Annotated in this window: 22 protein-coding genes; 10 read left to right on the plus strand and 12 right to left on the minus strand. The window is 66.3% G+C overall.

The genetic code is table 11. The features are described 5' to 3' along the window. Positions 1 to 184 precede the first annotated feature (184 nt). Positions 185 to 2,632, plus strand: a complete 2,448-nt coding sequence (locus tag ABNQ38_RS15810; RefSeq protein WP_377809232.1) for an ATP-binding protein — start codon at positions 185 to 187, stop codon at positions 2,630 to 2,632. A 23-nt stretch (positions 2,633 to 2,655) separates the two neighbouring features. Here ABNQ38_RS15810 and ABNQ38_RS15815 read toward each other — a convergent pair whose 3' ends face one another. The 7 genes from ABNQ38_RS15815 to ABNQ38_RS15845 all read right to left on the minus strand — a co-directional run bounded on the left by ABNQ38_RS15815 (position 2,656) and on the right by ABNQ38_RS15845 (position 10,377). Next, the gene (locus ABNQ38_RS15815; protein WP_377809233.1) at positions 2,656 to 4,611 is read right to left on the minus strand and encodes a PAS domain-containing protein; all 1,956 of its coding nucleotides are present in this window, start codon (positions 4,609 to 4,611) and stop codon (positions 2,656 to 2,658) included. A gap of 107 nt (positions 4,612 to 4,718) precedes the next feature. Further along, positions 4,719 to 5,609 (minus strand): VOC family protein, encoded by an 891-nt coding sequence (locus tag ABNQ38_RS15820; RefSeq protein ID WP_377809234.1) that lies wholly within the window; start codon positions 5,607 to 5,609, stop codon positions 4,719 to 4,721. 108 nt (positions 5,610 to 5,717) lie between these two features. Then, positions 5,718 to 6,653 carry an electron transfer flavoprotein subunit alpha/FixB family protein gene (locus ABNQ38_RS15825; RefSeq protein ID WP_377809235.1) on the minus strand — a complete coding sequence of 312 codons (936 nt, stop codon included), beginning with the start codon at positions 6,651 to 6,653 and terminating at the stop codon, positions 5,718 to 5,720. A gap of 16 nt (positions 6,654 to 6,669) precedes the next feature. After that, the gene (locus ABNQ38_RS15830; protein WP_377809236.1) at positions 6,670 to 7,419 is read right to left on the minus strand and encodes an electron transfer flavoprotein subunit beta/FixA family protein; all 750 of its coding nucleotides are present in this window, start codon (positions 7,417 to 7,419) and stop codon (positions 6,670 to 6,672) included. A 39-nt stretch (positions 7,420 to 7,458) separates the two neighbouring features. Continuing rightward, a complete protein-coding gene (locus ABNQ38_RS15835) occupies positions 7,459 to 7,989 on the minus strand; it encodes a thioesterase family protein (RefSeq protein ID WP_377809237.1) in 531 nt (176 codons plus the stop codon). Positions 7,990 to 8,124: 135 nt separating this feature from the next. Further along, positions 8,125 to 8,517, minus strand: coding sequence for a MerR family DNA-binding transcriptional regulator (locus tag ABNQ38_RS15840; RefSeq protein WP_109047518.1), 393 nt, complete (start codon positions 8,515 to 8,517; stop codon positions 8,125 to 8,127). A 114-nt stretch (positions 8,518 to 8,631) separates the two neighbouring features. Beyond that, a complete protein-coding gene (locus tag ABNQ38_RS15845; RefSeq protein WP_377809238.1) occupies positions 8,632 to 10,377 on the minus strand; it encodes a long-chain fatty acid--CoA ligase in 1,746 nt (581 codons plus the stop codon). Between the two features lie 170 nt (positions 10,378 to 10,547). Here ABNQ38_RS15845 and ABNQ38_RS15850 point away from each other — a divergent pair, with 170 nt between their 5' ends. The 3 genes from ABNQ38_RS15850 to ABNQ38_RS15860 are packed head-to-tail and all read left to right on the plus strand — an operon-like array spanning position 10,548 to position 11,859. Then, positions 10,548 to 10,850 (plus strand): SCP2 sterol-binding domain-containing protein, encoded by a 303-nt coding sequence (locus ABNQ38_RS15850; RefSeq protein WP_098739680.1) that lies wholly within the window; start codon positions 10,548 to 10,550, stop codon positions 10,848 to 10,850. A gap of 46 nt (positions 10,851 to 10,896) precedes the next feature. Continuing rightward, a complete protein-coding gene (locus ABNQ38_RS15855; RefSeq protein WP_377809239.1) occupies positions 10,897 to 11,553 on the plus strand; it encodes a DUF6134 family protein in 657 nt (218 codons plus the stop codon). 21 nt (positions 11,554 to 11,574) lie between these two features. Then, positions 11,575 to 11,859: a DUF1488 domain-containing protein gene (locus ABNQ38_RS15860; protein ID WP_098739682.1), complete on the plus strand. Its 285-nt coding sequence runs from the start codon at positions 11,575 to 11,577 to the stop codon at positions 11,857 to 11,859. Between the two features lie 24 nt (positions 11,860 to 11,883). On the opposite strand, the gene ABNQ38_RS15865 is transcribed toward ABNQ38_RS15860, so the two are convergent. Next, complete coding sequence (locus ABNQ38_RS15865) at positions 11,884 to 12,375, minus strand: flavin reductase family protein (protein ID WP_377809240.1); 492 nt, start codon at positions 12,373 to 12,375, stop codon at positions 11,884 to 11,886. A gap of 340 nt (positions 12,376 to 12,715) precedes the next feature. Here ABNQ38_RS15865 and ABNQ38_RS15870 point away from each other — a divergent pair, with 340 nt between their 5' ends. The 6 genes from ABNQ38_RS15870 (at position 12,716) to ABNQ38_RS15895 (ending at position 19,838) form a co-directional block, all read left to right on the plus strand. Beyond that, the gene (locus ABNQ38_RS15870) at positions 12,716 to 13,852 is read left to right on the plus strand and encodes a flagellar motor protein MotB (protein ID WP_109445342.1); all 1,137 of its coding nucleotides are present in this window, start codon (positions 12,716 to 12,718) and stop codon (positions 13,850 to 13,852) included. 288 nt (positions 13,853 to 14,140) lie between these two features. Continuing rightward, positions 14,141 to 15,523, plus strand: a complete 1,383-nt coding sequence (locus tag ABNQ38_RS15875; protein ID WP_377810134.1) for a circularly permuted type 2 ATP-grasp protein — start codon at positions 14,141 to 14,143, stop codon at positions 15,521 to 15,523. Further along, a complete protein-coding gene (locus ABNQ38_RS15880; RefSeq protein WP_377809241.1) occupies positions 15,520 to 16,497 on the plus strand; it encodes an alpha-E domain-containing protein in 978 nt (325 codons plus the stop codon). The genes ABNQ38_RS15875 and ABNQ38_RS15880 overlap by 4 nt, the downstream gene beginning before the upstream one ends. 70 nt (positions 16,498 to 16,567) lie before the next feature. Then, positions 16,568 to 17,317 (plus strand): arginyltransferase, encoded by a 750-nt coding sequence (locus ABNQ38_RS15885; RefSeq protein ID WP_377809242.1) that lies wholly within the window; start codon positions 16,568 to 16,570, stop codon positions 17,315 to 17,317. Between the two features lie 449 nt (positions 17,318 to 17,766). Further along, positions 17,767 to 18,306: a TRAP transporter small permease subunit gene (locus tag ABNQ38_RS15890; protein ID WP_377809243.1), complete on the plus strand. Its 540-nt coding sequence runs from the start codon at positions 17,767 to 17,769 to the stop codon at positions 18,304 to 18,306. Between the two features lie 20 nt (positions 18,307 to 18,326). Next, positions 18,327 to 19,838 carry a TRAP transporter large permease subunit gene (locus ABNQ38_RS15895; protein ID WP_377809244.1) on the plus strand — a complete coding sequence of 504 codons (1,512 nt, stop codon included), beginning with the start codon at positions 18,327 to 18,329 and terminating at the stop codon, positions 19,836 to 19,838. Between the two features lie 102 nt (positions 19,839 to 19,940). Here ABNQ38_RS15895 and ABNQ38_RS15900 read toward each other — a convergent pair whose 3' ends face one another. From ABNQ38_RS15900 to metC, 4 genes are all read right to left on the minus strand, one after another. After that, on the minus strand, positions 19,941 to 20,426 hold the full coding sequence (locus ABNQ38_RS15900; protein WP_377809245.1) for a PRC-barrel domain-containing protein: 486 nt from the start codon (positions 20,424 to 20,426) through the stop codon (positions 19,941 to 19,943). 135 nt (positions 20,427 to 20,561) lie between these two features. Next, positions 20,562 to 21,245 (minus strand): calcium-binding protein, encoded by a 684-nt coding sequence (locus tag ABNQ38_RS15905; protein ID WP_377809246.1) that lies wholly within the window; start codon positions 21,243 to 21,245, stop codon positions 20,562 to 20,564. Between the two features lie 574 nt (positions 21,246 to 21,819). Continuing rightward, entirely contained in the window at positions 21,820 to 22,254 is a 435-nt protein-coding gene (gene hisI / locus ABNQ38_RS15910; protein WP_377809247.1) for a phosphoribosyl-AMP cyclohydrolase, read from the minus strand. A 30-nt stretch (positions 22,255 to 22,284) separates the two neighbouring features. After that, the gene (metC, locus tag ABNQ38_RS15915; RefSeq protein ID WP_377809248.1) at positions 22,285 to 23,463 is read right to left on the minus strand and encodes a cystathionine beta-lyase; all 1,179 of its coding nucleotides are present in this window, start codon (positions 23,461 to 23,463) and stop codon (positions 22,285 to 22,287) included. Positions 23,464 to 23,864 lie beyond the last annotated feature (401 nt).

Raw genomic sequence — 23,864 nt, forward strand, 5'->3', positions numbered from 1 at the left:
AACTGTCCGCCGGTGCCACCTTGCCGGTTACGGCGTTGCTTCGGCATCGGCGTTGCGGCATTCTTGCGACCGCCTGCCACGGCCGTCCGCTTTCCTGGCGATGGACACGGCCGGCGGACGATCCACTGCGTTCGGGGTATACGTGAAGCGGGCGCTCTGGCTTTTTTCCGGTTTCGGCGGGCGCTTGGTCCTGCCCGCCCTGGCGGTTGCGCTGGCCATCGCCGCCCTGTGGTGGATTCTGCTCGACCGCCTCCATCGGGAAGAGCGTCTGCTCGACCTGACCGCCCATGAGAAGACCGCCGTCGTCGCCCGTCTGGTGGAGGAGCATGCGGTTTCCACCTTCCGCCGCATCGACGATCTGCTGCTGGACCTGATCGCCAACACCGAGCGCAACCGCTCCATGCGCCTGGATCCCCGGCGGGCCTTCGAAGAAGGTCTGGTGGTAGGGGTGCGCGTCTATGACGCCTCGGGCCTGCTGACCATGGGCGGGGGGCGGGCCACCTTCCAGGGTGCCATCACCGACCGCGACGAGTTCCGCATCGCCCGCGACGCCGCACCGCGCGGACTGGTGATCGGCATGCCCTATGCGTCGTCCGAAACGCAGGATCTGCTGATCCCGGTGTCGCGCCGGCTGGAAAATGCCGATGGCACCTTCGCGGGGATCGCGGTCGCCGATATTCCGGTCGAATCCTTCGCCCGCTACTACCGCGTGCTCGGTTTGCCGGCCGACGGGGCGGCGACGCTGCTGCGGACCGACGGCGTCATCATCGCCCGCAACGCAGGTGCTGGCAGTGTTACAGGGCGCGGAACCACCAACAACGAACTGTGGCAGGCGATCAGGCAGCATCCCGTCGGCCACATCCGCATGATCAGTCCGGTCGACGGGGTGGAGCGGATCACCGCCTTCCGGTCGGCGCCCGACTATCCGGTGGTCGCCATCGTCGGCGAATCGGTGGAAACGGTGTTCGGTCCCTGGCGGGACAATGCCCGCCTCTATATCGGCTGGGCGGTGGCCACCACGGTGGTGATCCTGCTGTTCGTCATCGCCTTCATCGTCGAGCTGCAATGGCGCCGGCACACCGACCGGGCGCTGCGGGTGCGCAACAGGGCGCTGGCCTGGAGCAACGACGGCATCATGATCGCCGACGCCACCCAGCCGGGCATGCCCATCGTCTATGTCAATCCAGCGCTCGAACGGCTGCTGGGTGCGCCGATTTCCGCCCTGATGGGCAGCGGCGCCCTGACCGCGCTGGAGCGGGCGACCAAGGACCGTGCAGCCTTGCAGCCCCTGCGCGACGCCATCGTCGTCGGACGCGATGCCCGCGTGGAGCTGACCCGCTCCGGCCCCGACGAGGAGGGGGCGGACCCGAAAGGGTCGCGCTGCCTGGAACTGAGCGCGTCGCCGGTCCGCGATCACGACAACCGGCTGGTCAGCCTGATCGCCACCGTCCGCGACATCTCCGAACACAAGCGTGCCCAGGCGGCGCTGACCGATGCGAGGCGGGAGGCCGACCGGGCGAATGTCGCCAAGTCCAAGTTCCTGGCCGCCGCCAGCCATGATCTGCGCCAGCCGGTACAGTCGCTGATGCTGCTGATGGAGGTGCTGTCGAGCCGCGTCAGCGACCCCATGACCCGCAATGTCCTGGGTACGATGGAGCGGGCGCTCGGCGCCTTGAAGATGCTGCTCGACGGGCTGCTGGATGTCTCCCGGCTGGAAGCGGGTGCGGTGGTGCCGGAGGTCGAGGTCTTTGCGCTGGCGGAGGTGATGGACCGCGTCGCTGCCAACAGCCGGCCGGTCGCCGTCCAGAAGGGACTGCTCCTGCACATCGTGCCGAGCAGCGCCCATGTGCGCAGCGACCCGATGCTGCTCGGCCGCATCCTGCAGAATCTGGTGGAGAACGCCCTGCGCTACACCGACAAGGGCCGCATTCTCATCGGCTGCCGCCGCCGCGGCCACATGCTGCGCATCGAGGTGTGGGACACCGGCATCGGCATTCCCGCCGACCAGCAGGAGGACATTTTCCAGGAGTTCGTGCAGGTCGGCAAAGCCAGCCGCAACCGCAACCAGGGGCTGGGCCTCGGGCTGGCGGTGGTGCGGAGGCTGTCGGTCATGCTGGGCCATCAGGTGACGGTGCGGTCGACACCCGGCGAAGGCTCGGTCTTTGCGGTCGAACTTCCCGTTGCCGATCCCCCGGCGGCGAAACCGGCGCCCGCTCCGTGCTCTCCCCGTCCGGCCTTCGCCACCACGGTGCTGGTGATCGAGGACGACATGATCGTCCGTGAAGGTCTGCGGGCCATGCTGGCCGAGTGGGGTTATGGCGTCATGGCCGCCGAATCCTGCGCCGAGGCCCTGGACCTCGCCAATCGCGGGCCGGCTCCCGACCTGATCGTCGCCGATTACCGCCTGCGCGACGGTCGCACCGGAACGGAGGCCATCCGTGAGGTGCGGCTGGCCTTGGGCCGCATCCTGCCGGGCATCCTCGTCACCGGCGACACCGCCCCCGCCCGCGCGCAGGAGGCGGAGGCCGGCAATTTCCGCGTGATGCACAAGCCGGTGATCGCCGCCGACCTGCGCCGCGCGGTGGCCGAGGCGCTGGAACTGCTGCGGCACGAACGCCAGACCGTCGCCTGACCGGCGGCGGGTGGCGGCCGGGATCAGCCGAGATCCGGTGCCTGCCGCGGCACCCGCAGGGTGAAGACGGCACCGTGGCCGGGGCTGTTGCGGACACTCAACTGGCCGCCGAGCGTCTGTGTCGCCAGATTGTAGGCGATATGCAGACCCAGCCCGACGCAGCCGGCATGGCGCGCGGTGGTGAAGAAGGGGTCGAAGATCCGGGGCAGATCGGCCTCCAGGATTCCTTGTCCGTCGTCGTTGTGTACCACCTCGATCCAGTCGTCGCCGTCGGCATGGATGTCGATGGCGATCCGGCCGCTCTGCTCCGGCCGGAAGGCATGCGTCAGTGAATTGCGCACCAGATGGGTCAGCACGCGGGCGAAGGCGCCGGGGAAGCTTTCCAGTTGCAGCGCCTCCGGACAGGCCAGTTCCACCCGGTGGCCGGAGGAGCCGATCTGGGTGTGCAGGCTCAGCAGCACGTCCTCGGTGTATTCGCGCAGGTAGAAGGTGCGGCGCTCGTCGCCGGTCTGGTCGGCTGCCACCTGCTTGAACATGTGGACCAGCGCGGCGATGCGTTCGGTGTTGCCGACCAGCAATTGCCCGGCCTCCTGTGCCACCTCCAGGAAACCGGCCAGGGCCGAGCGGGTCAGGGCGTTGGCGGCGAACTGGCGCTTCACGTCCTCCGCCCGGCTCAGCAGGTGGGAAGCAGTGGTCAGCGCCACGCCGACCGGCCCGTTCACCTCGTGCGCCACGCCGGCGACGAGCTGGCCGAGGGACGCCATCTTCTCGGTCTGGACCAGACTGTCCTGGGCGGCCTGCAATTCGCGATAGGCCTGTTCCACCCGGTCCTTGGCGGCACGCAGGGCGTCGGCGGCACGCGCCCGCTCGGTGGTGTCCAGCATGACGCCGAACAGGTGGGTCAGCCGCCCGTCCAGATCGAAGCGCGGCGCGCAGGAGGAGGAGACGTAGCGGATCTCGCCCGCCGGATCGATCACCCGGTATTCGACATAGACGCGGCGGGAGTTGCCGATCACGCTTTCCAGCATGTTGCCGAAGGACATGCGGTCATCGGGGTGCAGGATGCCCAGCAGATTGTCGAAGGTCGGCTCGAACCGGTCGGGATCCTGGCCGTAGATGTCGAAGGCCTCGCGGTTCCACACCAGCGTGCCGCTGTGGATGCCGTACTCCCAATAGCCGAGATGGCCGGTGCGGTAGGCCTCCTCCAGCCGCTGCTTGGCGGCCTCGAGCTGGGCCGCGGCCTCCGCCCGCTCGGTGCTGTCCATCAGCACGCCGAAGACGTGGCTCAGCCGCTGCTGCCCGTCCAGCCGCGGCGCGCAGGAGGCGGAGACATAGCGGACCCGGCCGTCGCGGTCGTGGACGCGGTATTCGACATAGACGCGCTGGGGGTTGCCCACCACGCTTTCCAGCATGTTGCCGAAGCGCGGCCGGTCGTCGGGGTGCAGGATGCCCAGCAGGCCGTCGAACCCCCCGGCGAAGCGGTCTCGCTCATGGCCCAGCACCGCCAGCCCGGCGTCGCTCAGCACCAGTTCGCCGGATTGGATGCCATATTCCCAGTAGCCGAGCTTGGCGGTGTGATAGGCCTCTTCAAGATTCTCGGTCGCCAGTTCCAGCCCGCGGGCGGTGCGGCGCTGCTCGGTGACATCCTCCACCGTCGCGATCCAGGGCGGACCGCCGACGCGGACCAGCAGGTCGCGGGGCTCGCCGGTGGCCGACTGGACGCTGACTTCCCGTTTGTCGCCGGGGACGGTATCGGAAAGGTCGACGGTGAAGGCGTCGGCGCCGCCGTAGCGGTCGAGAAAGCGGCGATTGCCGCGCAACCGCCCGTCGGGCTCGCGGAGCAGGGCGGCGACGGGCAGGGCATCGAAAAGCGGGAGCACGGAGGGTGATGCGGAGGATGGGGCGGGCGCCGCCGGCACGGAACCGGTCTCCTGTCCCGGAGCCCCCGTCACGTCCATCGCCTGGCCCGCTGTCGTCATGTGCATCTCCACAGTCCGCGCCCGATCCACGGGCGCAACTGTCGGCGGACACTACACAAGCAATTCAGCGGGACCTATGCCCAATTCGGCGCAAATCGTCGCGAATTTCAGGGTATCAGGCTGTCGAGGTAGAAGTCCTGGGCGAAGGCGATCATGGCGCCGCAGGCGCTGCCCGATCCGACCCGCATCACGCCCTCTCCGACCACGGTCGGGAACTTGCTTTTCTGCAACGCCTGCTGGGCCTTCACCGGATCGGCGACGCGCACGACGAAGCCGGCGAAGAAGGGCAGGGTGGCGGTGGCGAAGGCGGGATCGGCGGTCCAGGCCCAATGCAGGCGGTCGGGCGTGGCGACCAGCACGGGCACTTGACCGTCACCGGACCCGGCCGGCACCACCACGCGGGCGGAGCCGCGGTCGGTGACGGTGCCGCCCAGCAGCGCGGCATAGGTCGCGGCGACCGCATCGGGATCGGCGGCGGCGATCACCAGTGCTTCCAGCCCGGTGGCGCTGTTGGCATGCTCCAGCTGGTCGGGACGCCAGACCAGATCGGGCGTGTGATGCTGGCACAGGAAGACGCGGCCCGCCGGGGTGGATCCCGGGTCGATCTGGGTGATGGTGAAGGTCGCGTCGCGGCTGCCGCCCGGCAACTCCACCGGCCGGCCGAAATCGACGGGCTCCGAAACCGGGAAGCCGGCAGCGGTCAGCGGCCCGACGGCGGCGCGGGCGTCCGGCGTCTTCAGCGCGATGGCGGCGATGCCCTCGCGCTGACGCAGGAAGGCGGAGTAATGAGCGTTGACCGGCCGCTGCTCCTCGATGCCCAGCAGCTCAAGATAGGTGCCGGTCGGGAACAGGATGGTGTGGTTGGCGGACTTCAGCTGGGTGTGGTGGCCGCGCGGCGTCACGGTGAAGCCAAGCCGGGCGTAGGCGTCGCGCGCCGCGTCCAGGTCGCGGGTCGCGATGACCAGATGGTCCAGTCCGGTGATGCCGTCGATGCTCATGGCGTCCTGCCGCTGTCGGGTTTCTGTGCCGCCAGCGATAGAACAGCCGGCCCGCCGCGGCAAGCGCGAAGCGGCCGGGCCTCCCGAGCGGAAGGCCCAGCCCTTCGGTCACAGCGCCTGCTGCAACTCCGGCACGGCCTTGAAGAGGTCCGCGACGAGGCCGTAATCGGCGACCTGGAAGATGGGCGCTTCCTCATCCTTGTTGATCGCGACGATGACCTTGCTGTCCTTCATGCCGGCCAGATGCTGGATAGCCCCCGAGATGCCGACGGCGATGTACAGCTCCGGCGCCACGATCTTGCCGGTTTGCCCGACCTGATAGTCGTTCGGCACGAACCCCGCGTCCACGGCGGCGCGCGACGCACCGACCGCGGCACCCAGCTTGTCGGCCAGCGCCTCCAGCAGCGGGAAGTTCTCGCCCGACTGCATGCCGCGCCCGCCCGACACCACCACGCGGGCGGCAGTCAGCTCCGGACGCTCCGACTTGGTCAGCTCGGCCGAGACGAAGCTCGACAGCCCGGCGGCACCGGCGCCCGCGACCTGCTCGACGGCGGCCGAACCGCCTTCGGATGCTGCGGTCTCGAAGGCAGTGGTGCGGACGGTGATCACCTTGACCGCATCGGCCGACTGCACGGTGGCAATCGCGTTGCCGGCGTAGATCGGCCGCTCGAAGGTGTCCGCCGACAGCACGGCGGTGATGTCGGAGATGGCGGCGACGTCCAGCAGCGCCGCGACGCGCGGCAGCAGGTTCTTGCCGACCGAGGTGGCGCCGGCCAGCACATGGCCGTAGCCAGTCTTGGCAATCGACACCACCAGCGGGGCGACGTCTTCCGGCAGCTGATGCTCGTAAGCCGCATCGTCGGCCAGCAGCACCTTGGCGACGCCGGCCACCTTCGAGGCTGCCTCGGCAGCAGCCTGCGCGCCCTTGCCGGCGACCAGGATATGGACATCGCCGCCGATCTTGCCGGCAGCGGTGACGGCATTCAGCGTGGCGGGCTTCAGCGAGGCGCCGTCGTGGTCGGCGATGACGAGAATGTTGGCCATGGTCAGTTCATTCCCCTCAGATCACGCGGGCTTCGGTCTTGAGCTTGTCGACCAGCGTGGCGACGTCCGGCACCTTGATGCCGGCCTGACGCTTCGGCGGCTCGGCGACCTTCACCGTCTTCAGGCGCGGCGTGACGTCGACGCCCAGGCTGTCCGGCGTGATGGTCTCCAGCGGCTTCTTCTTCGCCTTCATGATGTTGGGCAGCGAGGCGTAGCGCGGCTCGTTCAGGCGCAGGTCGGCGGTCACCACCGCCGGCAGCTTCAGCTCCACCGTCTCCAGCCCGCCGTCGATCTCGCGGGTCACCGCGACCGTGCCGTCACCGGCGGCGATCTTCGAGGCGAAGGTGCCCTGGCCCCAGCCGAGCAGCGCCGCCAGCATCTGGCCGGTCTGGTTGCAGTCGTCATCGATGGCCTGCTTGCCGAGGATCACCATCCCCGGCGCTTCCTTCTCGACCAGCGCCTTGAGGACCTTGGCGACGGCCAGCGGTTCGGTCGTCACGTCGGTCTGCACCAGGATGGCGCGGTCGGCGCCCATGGCGAGTGCCGTGCGCAGCGTCTCCTGGGCCTGGGTCGGGCCGACGGACACCACCACGATCTCGGTCGCCTTGCCGGCTTCCTTGCACCGCACGGCTTCTTCGACGGCGATCTCGTCGAAGGGGTTCATGCTCATCTTCACGTTGGCGGTCTCGACGCCGCTGCCATCCGCCTTGACGCGGATCTTCACGTTGTAGTCGACGACCCGCTTCACGGGCACCAGCACCTTCATGACGGAGTGTCTCCTCTCGGATGGTGTTCTTGTTAAGGCTCAGGCGACAGCGGACAGGGCCTGCCCACGCAAGGCCGCGACCGCATCGGGGATCGGCGGAGAGGTAGCCGTGGTGCCGAGTGCTGCCAGCACCTCGGCCGGGGCGACCACGCCGGTTGCACCGACGAAAGCTCCCTGGACGACGGCCAGAGCCGCCAGCCCGCCGCGTGTTTCCATGCGGTGTTCGATGAAGATGTATTTGTCGTCCCAGCACAGAACCCGGCTGACCAGGGTGAAGCGCTGGAATGGCCGCAGCGAGCGGCGGTAACGGATGGTCGCTCCGCCCAGCACCGGCTGCCAGCGGTTGCGCAGGATCGCCGGCCCCAGTCCAACGCGGATCATCAGGTCGGTGCGTCCCAGATCCATCATGCTGAAATAGCGCGCATTGGTCATGTGCAGGTTGATGTCGAGATCGGTCGGCCAGACCCGGAAGCGCAGCGCCGACGGATCCAGCAGCCCGGCGCGGCGGCCGCGCCATGCGGCGGCGATGGCGGCGACGACAACCGTCAGCAGGCGGAAGATCAGGTTCATGCCCCATCTCCTTTCCCGCCATTCGTCCCGCCCTTCACCCCGAGGGCATCGCAGGCCGCCCGCAGCCATTGCTGTCCCATCATGCTCCGACCCCCCTCATAGGGCCGACCGGAGCGCCCAGGGGCGTCCGACCGGTCAGCTGTCCTTCGCGGCGGACTTCTGTTCCGCCAGGGTGTTGTTGACCTGCTCCTCGATGTCGCGCAGTTCCTGCACGGTGGCTTCCAGATCTTCCCGCTGCTGGGCGAGGTCCTTCAACCGCTTCTGCACGCGCTTCAACAGGTTCCTCTGCTGCTCGACCCCGCCATTGACGTTGTAGAGGTCGAGATACTCGCGGATTTCCGCCAGCGAGAAGCCCAGCCGCTTGCCCCGCAGGATCAGCTTCAGCCTGGCGCGGTCGCGCTTCGTATAGACCCGGTTGTTGCCGACGCGGTTGGGCGCCAGCAGTCCCTTGACCTCGTAGAAACGCAGGGCCCGCGGAGTGATGCCCAGCTCCTCCGCAAGCTGGTTGACCGTGTAAAGCTGTTCCATCCCTGGGAAGACCTTTTGTTCGTGTTCGGCACAATGCGCCTTCCGTTTGGTAGCACAGCTGCCGTCGCGTGATAAGGCTTCCCTTTACGTCCGGGTGAGGGCGATGGCTTCGGGTCATCCCCCGTTCGCTAGAGCCTGCTGAGCCTCGGCGATCAGTTCCTTCTTCGACAGTTTGCCGACAGCGGTCTTCGGCAGCTCCTCGCGGAACTCGATGGCCGTCGGCATCTCGATGCGGGAGATCTTGTCGCGCAGGAAATGGCGCAACGCATCCACCGTCATGCTGGCGCCCGGCTTCAACTGCACGAAGGCCTTTGGCGTCTGCCCGCGGTAATCGTCGGGCAGACCGATGACGCAGGCGGCAACCACGTCGGGGTGCTGGTAGATCGCTTCCTCGATCATGCGCGGATAGACGTTGTAGCCGCTGCAGATGATCAGGTCCTTCAGCCGGTCGAGCAGGAAGACGTAGCCGTCCCCGTCCATCGTCCCGACATCGCCGGTCAGCAGGAAGCCGTCGATGACGGTGCGGTCGCTTTCCTCCGCCCGGCCCCAATAGCCGGCCATCACGTTGGGGCCGGCAATCGCCACTTGACCTTTCTCGCCGATGCCGAGCTTGCGGGTCGGGTCCTCAAGGTCGCGGATCTCGATGGAGATGCCGGGCAGCGGCAGGCCGATCGACCCTTCCTTGTTGACGCCGCTCAGCGGGTTGGCGGCGCAGACGGGCGAGGCTTCCGACAGGCCGTAACCTTCGATCAGCACGCAGCCGGTCGCCGTCTCGAACTGGCGCTTCAACTCCATCGGCAGCGGCGAGCCGCCGGAGATGCAGTAGCGGATCGAGGTCATCGGATAGCGGGCAACCTGCGGATGGCCCAGCAGCGCCTTGTACATGGTGGGCACGCCGGGGACGAGAGTCGGCTTGCGCTTGGCTATGGTCTTAAGGACCTGTTCGGTCTCGAAGCGCGGCAGCATGATCAGTTCCGCGCCGCAGGCTAGACCCATGTTCAGCACTACCGTCATGGCGAAGACATGGAAGAAGGGTAGCACGGCGAGCATGCGCTCCTGGCCCAGCGCCACGGTGGGGAACCAAGCCTGCACCTGCCGGGCGTTGGACAGCAGGTTGTGATGGGTCAGCATCGCGCCCTTCGGCACGCCGGTGGTGCCGCCGGTGTATTGCAGCACGGCGACGTCGCGCAGCCCGTCGATGCGCACCGGGCGCAGCGTGCCGTCATTGGTCAGCAGGCTGCCGAAATCGACATGGCGGTCGTCACGCGGCACGACGGCAAGCTCGCCGCGCTTCAGCACGCTGAACAGCGCCTTCTTCACCGCCGGCAGGATGGTCGCCATGCGGCAGACGACGATGCGCTTCATCGGCGTGCGCGTCAGCATCGCGGCGACGCGCGGGTAAATCTGCTTCAGGTCCAGCGTCACCATGATCTCGGTCTGAGAGTCGGTGATCTGGTGCTCCAGTTCCCGCTCGACATAGAGCGGGTTGTAGTTGACGACGGTTCCGCCGGCCTTCAGCACCGCGAAATAGGAGATCACGTAGATCGGGCAGTTCGGCAGGCAAAGGCCCACCCGCACTCCCGGCCCGACGCCCAGATCCTGGAAGCCGCGGGCGGCGCGGTTCACCAGATCCAGAACTTCGGCATAGCTGTATCGGCGGCCCAGGAAGTCCAGGCAAGGACGGTCGGCATAGCGCCCGGCTGCCTCTTCGAACAGCATGTGCATCGGCATCGGCGTGAACTGCTGGTCCCAGGCGATCCCGTTCGGATAGTGCGTCAGCCAGGGATGGGCGGCATCATCGGCGGCAACGTTTATGGCGGCGGTGGGCGGGTTGGCGCTCTGCGCAAGCGGCTCGGGCATGTTTCGCTCCCCTTGGCGGTGGCGCGTTCCGGATCACCTGGCAGCCTGCACCGAAAGGCGGCAAACGGGGCGGCGGGCGTCTGAAACGCTTTCGTTATGACGTTGACGTAAACGTAATGCGCGCCTACTGTCAAGACCAGTCCTACGAACAATCCTGAAGGCACGCTTTCATGGTCGATGACATTCTGCAGGAACTGCGCAGCCGCAGCGGCGATCTGCGCTCGCTCAACGCCTCGGTCCGCTTCCTGTTGGGCAAGGAGGGCGAGGTGATTCGGGTCGATGGCCGTGCCAGTCCGATCAGCATCAGCCGTGAGGATGCCGAGTCCGACTGCACCATCCGCATCTCGCCGGAGAACCTGCAAAAGCTCATCAACGGCAAGCTGAACCCGATGCTGGCCTTCACCATGGGCAAGCTGAAGGTCGAGGGCTCGATGGGCGTCGCGATGAAGCTGGCGCAGCTGCTCGACGACTGAGCGGACGCAAGAGCCGCCAGACAGAACCAACCGGGAGGAAACGAAGATGACGACGATGCGCAATGCTTGCGCCACCCTGTCGGCTGCCCTGATGGCGGCCACCCTGCTGACCGGCCTGCCGGGCTCCGCCTGCGCGCAAGGCGCCGCACGCACGCTGAATTACCAGATCCTGATGGGCGAGGACCCCATCGGCAGCGAGCAGGTGAAGATCGAGCCCCAGGGCGACCGCGCCAAGGTTACCGTCACCGCCACCACGCGGGTGAAGGTGCTGTTCATCAACTTCCGCTACGACCACAAGCGGGAGGAGATGTGGAAAGGCGGGGTGCTCGAATCGATGACCGCCACCACCGACGATGACGGCACGCCGCACAAGATCGAGATGGCGCGCGATGCCGGCGGCTACCGCCTGACGGTGGACGGCAAGGTCCAGCAGGCCCCGGCTGGCGTCCTGCCGCTGACCCTGTGGACGCCGGATGTGCTGAAGCACAGGGAGTTGCTGTCGGTGATCGACGCGGCGCCCTACAAGGTGGCGGCGCGCAAGGTCGGGGCGGAGACGGTGGAAGCCGGCGGTAAGGCGCTGGAGGCCGCCCATCACCGCATCGAGGGCGATGTGGAACGCGATCTTTGGTATGCGACGGACGGCACGCTGCTGAAGACGCGCTTCAAACGCAGCGGCTATGATATCACCTATGTTCTGAAGTGATTCACGCCGATTGAGGACCCGATGCCCATCTTCCTGTTTCCCGACGATCCCATCTGGAACGAGGAGGCCGACGCCGTGGAGTTCGCGGTGCAGGTCGGGGAATATCAGGGCCGGGTCCTCGTCACCCGCCGCACTTTGCAGGGCATCGTCGGCCACACGCCCAAGCCGGACGAGGCAGTTCAGCAGGTCTGCATGAACCGGCCCCTGTTCGAACGGGCGGCTGAGCAGCGCATCATGGCCCGCGCGCTCGACCCCGACGCCAACATCCATCTGACCGGCCGCGACCTGCACCGCGCGGCGGGGTAGGTCGCGGCCGGCTGAGAAACGCGCTCAGCCCAGGCGGGCGTAGCGGCCGCGGAAATACAGCAGCGGGTCGCCGCTGTCGCGCGAGGTCAGCTTGCGGACGCGGCCCAGCACGATGACATGGTCGCCGCCGTCCAGCAGATGCTCGCGGTCGCATTCCAGCGTGGCGAGGCAGCCGGTCAGCAGGCGGACGCCGCCGCGGCCAGCGGTCGTCTCCAGACCGGTCCAGCGCTCCTGCAGGTCGCGGCGGGAGAAGCGGTTGGACAGCTCCTCCTGATCGGCGGCCAGGATGTTCACCGCGAAATGCGGAGCGAGCTTGAAGGCGTCGAAGGACATCGCGGCGCGGCCCAGGCAGAACTGCACCAGCGGCGGGTCGAGCGACACGGACGAGAAGGAGTTCACCGTGACCCCCAGCGGCAGCCCGTCGGGCGCGATGGTCGTGATGACGGCGATCCCGGTCGCGAAGCAGCCGAGGGCGGAACGGAACGCAAGGGGATCGATCGGCTGGTCGGTGATCATGACGTCCTGTCGTGTGGGCCTGGATGGAGGGGCAGGGCAAGGTGAGAAGGAGAGCCGGCGTGGATCGCACGCCCTCCGGTGGCGGTGAAGGTGACACACAAGGTAGGAAATACCGGGAATTAATCCAGCACGCCACCCGGCGCAAGCCGCATCTCCACCCCGTCGCCCTTGCATCTCCGCTGTCTCTCTGGCCCCGACAACGTCGTTAAACGGATCTTAATGAAACCCGGTCAGGGTTCTGCCGCAGTGGTCGGCCGCTGCTTTCACCGCGGCGCCGCGCCCAGAAATCGCATACGGGAAATCGGCCTTCGGGCTGTGAACCATTCGCCACGGCCAGGGCATGAGCGGGAATTCCGGCGGCGACGAGCGGCCGATCATCATCAAGAAGAAGAAGGGCGGGCACGGCGGCCACCATGGTGGCGCGTGGAAGGTGGCCTATGCCGACTTCGTGACCGCGATGATGGCCTTCTTCCTGCTGCTGTGGCTGCTGAACGTCACCACCTCGGACCAGCGCAAAGGCATCGCCGACTATTTCTCGCCGGTGTCGGTCAGCCGCGAGCAGTCCGGCTCCGGCGGCATGTTGGGCGGCAAGACCATCACCGTGCCGGGGGCGCAGGTCTCCCCCAGCTCGCCGATGTCGGCGGACGTGCCGGTGTCCGGGCCGCCGGGCTATTCGGCGCAGCAGACCGAGGATGCCGACGATCCGACCGAATCGACCTCCGGTCCCGGCCAGGGCACCGGTCCCGGAAAGTCGGCCAGCGGCGCCGCTCCCGACGCCGACGTCGCCGACCAGAAGCCGAACGAAACCCGCGCCGAGTTTCAGAAGCGGATGGAGGAGATGGCCAAGCAGCTGGGCATTCCCGGCCAGAAGCCCGGCGAGAAGCTGTCCGACTTCGGCGAGCGGGTGAAGGAGGCGATGGACAGCCTCCAGGGTGCCGCCAAGGAGGCCCGCCAGTTCCAGCAGGCCGCCACCGAGATCCGGCAGGCCATCCAGTCGGTGCCGGAACTGGAGCCTCTGGCGCAGAACCTGATGATCGACCAGACCCCGGAGGGCCTGCGCATCCAGATCGTCGATCAGGACCGCGTGTCGATGTTCCCCGGCGGTTCCGGCCAGATGTACCCGCAGACCCGCCAGCTGGTCCAGCAGGTGGCGAAGGCGCTGTCCAAGCTGCCCAACAAGCTGTCGATCAGCGGCCACACCGACAGCTCTCCGTTCCCCGCCGGCTCCGGCCGTGACAACTGGGATCTGTCGACCGAGCGGGCCAACGCCACCCGCCGCGCCCTGCTGGCCGGCGGCATCGACCCGACGCGAATCCAGGACGTCGTCGGCAAGGCCGACCGCGACCCGCTGGTCGCCGATCAGCCCAACAGCCCGCGCAACCGCCGCATCACCATGGTCCTGCTGCGCGAGACCCAGGCGGCGCCTTCGGCCGGCGGCCAGTCCGGCGGCGGTGGCGCCCCCACCAAAGCACGATAAGACTTCCGCGCCGCCGGTACTTTGGCGCTAATTTCCGGAAGTGCCCGCGTCTGAATTCTTGCTTTGTCACTGCGTCGCACAACGGGGCGCGCGTTTGCCCTGTTCAAAGTGCGCGGCGATGCGTCATACTTCCTGCACAATGCGACATGGCCGGGGCGATGCCGCCCGGCCCGCGATGATCGGTCAGATACAAGCGCGGGGGAGTCTGTGAGCGTACCCGAGGGCAAACCGTCCGACCTGTTGTCATCCTACAATCCTGGCCTGTACTTCGACGAGCTGTTCGGAGCCATGGATTTGCCGGCCGAACATACGGCGCTCATCCGCCAAAGGCTGGCCGCACTCGATTTCGATGAACTGCGCCGCCGCGCGCAGGATGCGGAGCGGGAGCTTTACAATCTCGGCATCACCTTCATCGTCTATTCCGATAAGGACGCCGTCGACCGCATCCTGCCGTTCGACGTCATCCCGCGGGTGATCTCCGCACCGGAATGGAAGCATCTGGAGGAGGGCGTCAAGCAGCGGGTCACCGCGCTGAACCTGTTCCTGCACGATATCTATCATGACCAGAAGATCCTGAAGGACGGGGTGATCCCCCGGGATTTGGTCGAAGGGAACCATAATTTCCGCCCGCAGATGATCGGGGTGGACGTTCCCTTCAACACCTACATCCACATCATGGGCACCGATCTGGTGCGCGACCGCTTTGGGACCTTCCGCGTGCTGGAGGACAACGGCCGCGTTCCGTCCGGCGTCTCCTATGTCGTGGAAAACCGCCACATGATGCAGCGGGTCTTCCCCGACCTGATGCAGGACATCGGCATCCAGCCGGTGGACAATTACGGCCACAAGCTGCTGGACGCCATGGTGGAGATCGCGCCGGTCGACGATCCGCAGGTGGTCCTGCTGTCGCCGGGCACCTACAACTCCGCTTATTTCGAGCACATCTTCCTGGCGCGTGAGATGGGCGTGCCGCTGGTCGAGGGCCGTGACCTCGTGGTCGACAACGACCGCGTCTTCATGAAGACGACCAACGGCCTGGCCCCTGTCCATTCGATCTACCGCCGGCTGGACGACGCCTTCCTCGATCCCAAGGCCTTCAATCCCGACAGCCTGCTGGGCGTGCCCGGCATCCTGGAGGCCTACCGCAAGGGCAACGTCGCGCTGGCGAACGCCATCGGCACCGGCGTCGCCGACGACAAGGCGGTCTACTGCTACGTTCCGCGGATGATCAAATACTACCTGGACCAGGATCCGATCATCCCCAACGTCGACACCCGCATCTGCCGCGAGCCCGATGCCCTGCAATACACTCTCGACAATCTGGCCGATCTGGTGGTGAAGCCGGTGGGCGAGGCCGGCGGCTACGGCATCACCATCGGCCCGCGCGCCAGCAAGGCGGAGCTGGAGGATTGCCGGGCCAAGCTGCTGGCCGATCCGTCCAACTACATCAGCCAGCCGGTCGTCGACCTGTCGGTCTGCCCGACCGTCTGCGACGACGCCATCGAACCGCGCCACGTCGATCTCCGCCCCTTCGCCATCACCGGCAAGAGCAGTTGGGTCCTGCCCGGCGGCCTGTCGCGCGTGGCGCTGAAGAAAGGCACGCTGATTGTCAATTCGTCCCAGGGCGGCGGCTCGAAGGACACCTGGGTTCTGGAAGGTGGTGCGGCATGAACCTGCTGTCCCGTTACGCCGAGTGCATTTTCTGGATGGCCCGCTACATGGAGCGGGCCGAGAATCTCGCTCGCATCCTCGACGTGCACGAGACCTTCGCGCGCGACACCCGCGGGGCGACCAACTGGTTCTCCATCGTCCAGCTGAACGCCGACGAGAAGGACTTCTTCAGCCGCCACGACCGTCCGACGGCGGAGGCGGTGGTCCATTATTACATGTTCGACAGCCAGAACCACAATTCGCTGCTGTCGATGCTGCGGATGGCACGGGAGAACGCGCGGACGCTGCGCCCCTGGATCTCGACGGAGATGTGGACGCAGATCAACGTGTTCCACAACAAGCTGCTGGAGATGTCGGTCAAGGACGTGGCGGCCCAGAACCTGTCCAAGGTCTGCACTTGGATCAAGGAGGAATGCCAGACCCACACCGGTATCACCGAGGGCACCTTCTACCGCGACCAGGGCTGGTACTTCTACCAGATGGGCAAGTATATCGAGCGGGCGGACCAGACCACCCGCCTGCTTGACATCAAGTACCACACGCTGCTGCCGTCGCCGGTGGAGGTCGGTTCCACCCTGGATGTCAGCCAGTGGACGACGGTCCTGCGCTCCACCGCCGGCTATCACGCCTTCCGCCGTGTCTATCCCCGCGGCATGTCGCCGGCCACCGTCGCCGGCTTCATGCTATTCAACGAGGGCTTCCCGCGCTCGGTGGTGATGTGCGTGCGGCAGATCGACGGCGTGCTGACGCGGATGCGCTCGCGCTACGACCTGCGTGGCGGATCGGCGGCGATGGAGCGGGTGGACGAGCTGCTGGGCGCTCTGCTGTCCCGTCCGATCGACGCGGTGCTGCGCGACGGGCTGCACGAGTATCTCGACTGGATACAGCTGCAGCTGAGCATTGTGACCACGGAAATCGCGCAAGCCTTCTTCGGCGTCCAGCCTCCTCTGGCAGTTCAGAGCCAGTCGCAGTAAGCTCGGGTCCGGCGGGGGAGGTTCGCACTCCTCCGCCTCCTCGTCATTGTCGTGGTGGTTGTCGCTCAGAATGTCGGTCATCCAGCCGCCGCAGCGTCCATTGCAGCAATTCTTCCGGTCGGGGCCGATGCCCTGCCCCTATCTGCCCGGACGTGTGGAGCGCAAGCTGTTCACCCGCCTGATCGGTCCCTATGCGACCGAGGTGAACTCCACCCTGTCGCGGGCCGGTTTCCGCCGCAGCCACGACATCGTCTATCGCCCGGTCTGCCCCAACTGCCAAGCCTGCGTGCCGGTGCGCGTGCCGGTCGCGGATTTCGTGCCGACACGGTCGCAACGCCGGGTGCTGAAGCTGAACGAAGGGGTGACGTTGAGCGAGCGGCCGGCCTACGCCACGTCGGAGCAGTACCGGCTGTTCTCGCTGTACCAGAATTCCCGCCATGGCGACTCGGACATGGCCCGCATGGCGATGGGCGATTTCGCCGCCATGGTCGACGAGGGCAGGGCGGACACCAACCTGCTGGAGGCACGCGACGAGCGTGGGCAGTTGGTGGGCTGCATGCTGACCGACCGGCTGTCGGACGGCTATTCAGCGGTCTACAGCTTTTACGACGCAGCCCAGGATCGCCGCAGCCTGGGCACATTCCTGATCCTGGGCCTGATCGAACGGGCGCGGCTGGCTGGCATGCCCTATGTCTATCTCGGCTATTGGATCGCCCACAGCCGCAAGATGGCCTACAAGGCGAAGTTCCACCCGCTGGAATGCCTGGGTGAGGATGGCTGGCGCCGAGCCGACATCGTGCCCGACGGTGACGCCGAGTAAGGACATCGCCACCGTCCGTTTCGGGCGGCGATGCCCTTTGACACTTGCCGTCAGGCGGCCTTGATCTCACTCAAGAACTTTTCGACATCGCGACGCATCAGTTCCGTCCGCTGGACAAGTCGCCGGCGGCACTCAGCACCTGACAGGCAGCGTTGCCTGCCTCGCCCGCCGCCTGCGTCACCTGGACGATGCTGGTTGTGGCCTCCTGCGTGCCTTGCCGTGCGCAAAGCGAATTGCAAGGCAATCCGCGCCATGAATCTACGGGATTCTACGTAGCTCCAACGTAGCCCTTGCCGCTGGGAGGCGGGAAAGGAATAGTCCCTTCAAATCCTATCTTTTGGTATACCCTCCGAACGAGAGAGGGTTGCGACCTGCCGCGCCTATGCGGCTGCAACAAAAGCAAAAGGGGACGGCGAAGGCCGCGCCCCCGCAACAGGGAGGTTTCTCCTTTGAGAGGTCTGCTCAGACTAAGCGGGCTGATCGATGCCGTGAACGAAGGCATCGGCAAGCTCGCCTACTGGCTCGTGCTGGTCGCCGTGGTGGTCAGCTCGGTCAACGCGGTCATCCGCTATGCGTTCAACATCAGCTCCAATGCCTGGCTGGAGCTGCAATGGTACCTGTTCGCGGCGGTGTTCCTGCTGTGCGCCGGCTACACCTTTCTGCGCAACGAACATATCCGCATCGACATCGTGCTGGGCCGTTTCTCCCGCCGCACCCAGGCCTGGGTCGACATCTTCGGCATCCTGGTCTTCATGTTCCCGATGACGATCCTGATCCTGAAGCTGTCGCTTCCGATGTTCTGGGACAGCTTCCACAGCAATGAAATGTCGAGCGACGCCGGCGGCCTGATCCGCTGGCCCGCGAAGATTCTGATCCCGGTCGGCTTCTTCCTGCTCACCGCACAGGGTGTGTCGGAACTGATCAAGCGCATCGCCTTTCTCACCGGCCATCGAGACGAGCCGGGCGAGAAGATGCACAGCCATTCCTAAGGACCGGGAGCGCCCCCCAGATGGTAGAGTTCGTATCAGCCAATTTGGCGCCGGTGATGTTCGGCGCCCTGGTGCTTTTCCTGTTGATGGGATTTCCGGTCGCCTTCGCCCTGGCGGCCAACGGTCTGGTGTTCGGCCTGATCGGCATCGAGCTGGGTCTGCTGACCCCGGCGCTGTTGCAGGCGCTGCCGGAACGCGTGTTCGGCATCATGCGCAACGACACGCTGCTGGCGATTCCCTTCTTCACCTTCATGGGCCTGATTCTGGAGCGATCCGGCATGGCCGAGGATCTGCTCGACACCATCGGGCAGCTGTTCGGTCCGATCCGCGGCGGTCTGGCCTATGCGGTGATCTTCGTCGGCGCGCTGCTGGCGGCGACCACCGGCGTGGTCGCGGCCTCGGTCATCTCCATGGGCCTGATCTCGCTGCCGATCATGCTGCGCTACGGCTATGATCGCCGGATCGCGTCGGGCGTCATCGCGGCATCGGGCACACTGGCCCAGATCATCCCGCCGTCGCTGGTGCTGATCGTGCTGGCCGACCAGCTCGGCCGGTCGGTCGGCGACATGTATGCCGGCGCCCTGATCCCCGGTCTGGTGCTGACCGCGCTCTATGCTGGCTACATCCTGCTGACCAGCATCGTCAAGCCGGAGATGGTGCCGGCCCTGCCGCCGGAAGCCCGCACGCTGCGTGGCGGCAAGCTGCTGCTGCGGGTTATCACCTCGCTGGTTCCGCCGCTGGTGCTGATCTTCCTGGTGCTGGGCACGATCTTCATTGGCATCGCCACCCCGACGGAGGGCGGCGCCATGGGGGCCGCCGGCGCCATCCTGCTGGCGCTTGCCAAGCGTCAGCTCGGCTGGGACCTGATGCGTCAGGCTATGGACGCGACCGCCAAGCTGTCGTCCTTTGTGGTGTTCATCCTGATCGGCTCGACCGTGTTCGGCCTGGTGTTCCGCGCCGTCAACGGCGACCTCTGGGTGGAGCATCTGCTGATCGGCCTGCCGGGCGGCGAACTGGGCTTCCTGATCGTCTGCAACATCCTGGTCTTCGTCCTGGCCTTCTTCCTCGATTTCTTCGAGCTGGCCTTCATCATCGTCCCCCTGCTGGGACCGGTGGCGGACAAGCTGGGCATCGACCTGATCTGGTTCGGCGTCCTGCTGGGCGTCAACATGCAGACCAGCTTCATGCACCCGCCCTTCGGCTTCGCGCTGTTCTTCCTGCGGTCGGTGGCGCCGAAGATGGACTACATCGACAAGGTCACCGGCAGGAAGATCGGGAAGATCACCACCGGCCAGATCTACTGGGGTGCGGTGCCCTTCGTGATCATCCAGATCATCATGGTCGGTCTCGTTATCGGCTTCCCGCAGCTGGTCGATGCCGGCCGCGACAAGGGACCGGCGATCAACCTGAACGACGTGAAGATCGAGATTCCGGCCTTCGACAATCAGGATGTGGCTCCGCCCTTCGGCGCTCCGGGCCAATCGGAGCAGAGCCCGGCGGATGACATCATGAAGCAGCTTCAGGGCAAGTGATGGGAAGCGTCGCTAAAGCCAGACAGTAAAATCTGGGCAGCAAAAGGGGGGCCGGTTCAGCCGGCCCCCTTTCTTATTGGTGCGTTTCCGGTTGGGAAAGGGTCAGCGCGTCGGGGTCGTTGCCCCGGCCCAGTTGGTCGGTGCGGTACCGGTAGGCAGAACCACCCCATTGTTGCCGAGCGACACCATGCGGTCACTTCCGGCGGTGGGCGGCAGCGCTGCGAACTGTTCCGCCGTCATGCCGGTGAGGATCACCGCCTGACGGTTGCGGGCATAGCGCAGATTGTCGCTGGCGACCATCACCTTGTGCTCGTTCGGGAAACGGGGGGCGCCGACGGTGATGATCGCCTGCTCCACCCGGTTGGCCGGCCCGATCACCAGGTCGGTGACGTTGCCGAGGATGCGGCGGCCGTCCGGTGTCTGCACGGTCAGCCCGACCAGTTCCACCGGAGGCTGGGTCGCGACCTCCGCCGACGGGACGCCGCCCATGTCGGAACTGGCGCAGGCACCCAACGCCAGAACCGGCAGGAGAGCCAGGGCCGGCAGGGCGGGGAAGAGCGTGCGCAGGGAAAGGCGGCGGTGGTCCATCGTTCTTGGCCTTTTTGCTGACGGCGCGGAAATGTCCGCCCCTACAACAGCACGAGCGTGGCCGGAGGTCCCCCGCGCCGACGGGGTGACCCCATCGCTCCCGGGAGACCTCCTTCCGGACAGGGGGCGGACAGGTCAGGTGAAGATGAAATCGTGGCCGGCGCTCAGCCCGACCTGATCGACGGTCAGCGACGAGCCGTCGGCGAAGGTGAAGGTCGACTGGAAGCCGCTGGAGGTCAGCGACATCTGGCCCGCGCTGTAGCCATGGAATTCGATCTGGTCGATCCCCCGCTCGAAGTAACTGATGGTGTCGTGGCCGAAGCCGCCGGTCGCCTGCTCCATCAGGAAGCGGTCGACCTGCCCGTCGGTGTAGCTGACCATCGTGTCGTCACCGGTGCCCGGCCGGAACAGGTCGGCACCGCCGTCGCGATAGCTGTCATACAGCGTGTCGTTGCCGGCGCCGCCGATCATGGTGTCGTCGCCACGCATCCCTTTCAGGATGTCGTCGCCGGTGCCGCCGTCCAGCCAGTCGTTGCCGTCGCCGCCGAACAGCTGGTCGTTGCCGGCATCGCCCCACATCGAATCGTTGCCGGCCTCGTTGCCGCCATAGGGATCGCCGAGCCAGTCGTTGCCGTCGCCGCCATGCAGCTGGTCGTTGCCCAGGCCGCCGATCAGCGAGTCATTCCCCCGTTCGCCATACAGCTGGTCGTTTCCGCCGGCGCCGTCGATGCGGTCGTCGCCATCCAGGCCGTCGAGACGGTCATCAAAGGCGGTGCCGGTCATGGCGTCGTTGTTCGAAGTCCCCCAAAACTGGCGCATGGCGTCTCTCCATCAGTGCCGTTAACGTGCTGTTAACGATTAACCAGATGTTAACCATGGGTCCCGGGCGGTCGAAAAGCGATAAAGGGGCAATACAAAGGGGGGCGGACGAGATGACACAGATAATTGAAACTTGATCGAATTAAAGAAATGAACTGCTTCTTTATTCGTTGTTTTTGTGGCCGAAAGCAGGATCTTTTTGAGACTGAATGAAGACTTTCTCTCCCATATGGGCAGGTTTTCAGCTGCGGAACGGCACAGGCTCGGCTGACCAAGGCGATGCGCGGGCAGGCGAGGCGGTATGCCACCGGCCAAACAGGCTGCCGGAGCGGATCGTCCGAAAGAGGTTCCGCGGTGCAAACGCGCCGATCGCTGTCCGAAGTTTCGGATGCGGTCCCTGAGGCAAAAAATAACCGGGCGTCCAAAGGAGCGCCCGGTGCAGTCATATACAGGGAGGGTTAGAGACAAGAAGGTGTGTATACCCTTCGGCAGGGGTGCCGCTTTGATGTGGATCAACGAATGCACCCGCCGTTGCGAATCGGCTCCCGTCCCAGCCCTTTTCAAGTTTGGTCTCTCAGCCGTGGCTGTGCGAATGGTCGCCATAGAGGATGGACGGATCGGTTTCGACCGCCTGGATCGTCTCCAGCTTTCCGTCGCGCCAGGCGCGATAGAAGCAGCTGCGCCGGCCGGTGTGACAGGCGACGCCGTCCTGCACCACGATCAGCAGCAGAGTGTCGCCGTCGCAATCCACCCGGAAATCCTTCAGCCGCTGCACCTGTCCGGAGGTCTCTCCCTTCCGCCACAGCCCGCCGCGCGACCGGGACCAGTAGCAGACGCGGCCGGTGGACAGGGTCTCGACCACCGCATCGCGGCTCATCCAGGCCATCATCAGGATTTCGCCGCTGCCCTCGGCCTGGGCGATGGCGGGCACCAACCCATCGGCGGTGAAGCGGATGGCAGCCAGCACCTCTTCAAACGGGCCGATCTCGGTCGACGGTGTTTCCGTCATGGCAAATCACTCCTCAACTGTCCGCCGCACTCAAAGAGCGGCGGCCATCCGCCGGAAGCCGGCCTCAAGGTCGCGGATCAGGTCGTCGGGGCTCTCAAGCCCGGCGTGCAGGCGCAGAACCTGACCCGGATCCGTCCAGCGGGTGGCGGAGCGCACCGCCGCCGGCCGCGTCGGCAGGATCAGGCTTTCGAAGCCGCCCCAGCTGTAGCCCATGCCGAACAGCTCCATCCCGTCCAGCATCGCCGCCAGCGCCTTGCGCGGCACCTGATTGACGATCACCGAGAACAGGCCGCTGGAGCCGGTGAAATCGCGCTTCCACAGCTCGTGACCGGGGAAGTCGGGACGGGCGGGATGCAGCACCCGCGTCACCTCCGGCCGGGCTGCCAGCCAGTCGGCGAGCGCCAGTGCGCTCTCCTGGTGCTGGCGCATGCGCACCGACAGGGTGCGCAGGCCGCGCAGGCCGAGATAGAGGTCGTCCGGCCCGCCGCAGACGCCGAAACGGGTGGCGGTCTTCTTGACCGCGGTCCAGCTTTCCTCGTCGCGGCAGGTGACGACGCCCAGCATCGCATCGGCATGGCCGACCATATATTTGGTCGCGGCATGGATCGACAGATCGACGCCATGGTCGAAGGGGCGGAAGAACAGCGGGGTCGCCCAGGTGTTGTCGATCATCACCGTGGCGCCGACCGTCTTTGCGGCGGCGGCGATGGCCGGAACGTCCTGCACCTCGAAGGTCAGGGAGCCCGGCGATTCGAGGAAGACCACGCTGGTGTTGGGCCGCAGCAGGGCGGAAATGCCGGTGCCGATGCAGGGATCGTAGAACTCCACCTCCACGCCATAGGGGATCAGCGTCTCCTTGGCGAAGCGGCGGGTGGGGCCATAGGCGCTGTCGGTGATCAGCACATGGTCGCCGGCCTTGGTGAAGGCGGACAGCGCGATGGCGATGGCGGCGAGGCCGGAGCCGGTGTTCACCGACCTGTAGCCGCCTTCCAGTTCAGCCGCCGCCTCTTCGAAGGCGAAGGTGGTGGGCGTGCCCATGCGACCGTAGTTCACGCTGGTCAGCATGTTCCGGTCGCTTTCCTCCAGCGCGTCCAAGGTCGGGAACAGCACGGTCGAGCAATGATAGACCGGCGGGTTGACGATGCCGTGGTTGTTCCGCGGGTCGCGGCCGGCATGCACGAGAATCGTGTCCTTGGTGACGTCCTTCATCGACTGTCCGTTTGGCTGGAGCGGCAATCCGGCCCGTCCGAGTCCACCATAGCCGGGAGAACCCCAGGGCAGGCGGTGCGGGCGCGGCCGAACATTCTGTCACTCCGGACGTCCCACCGCCATCGCGGATTGCGCGCAACGGCCGTCAGTGGACGGGATGTTCTGGTAACACCACCAATGCACAGAGGATTCGACAAGCCGGATCAAGTTGATACACTCTTGTCCCACGCGCATGGCTGCGTCGCGATCCTCACAGGACGGGTCCAGTGGGGATCGGTCCGCCGGATTGTCAGGCGGATCGGTCCGGCAGGGTCGTTCCGGTTGGATTATGGAGCCGGCGTGACCAAGCGCGTCATCAGACCGCTCAAAGCGAAGAACGCAAGAACAGGGTGGAGTTCATA

The sequence above is a fragment of the Azospirillum sp. A29 genome (genome assembly GCF_042604625.1).
GTDB lineage: Bacteria > Pseudomonadota > Alphaproteobacteria > Azospirillales > Azospirillaceae > Azospirillum > Azospirillum palustre.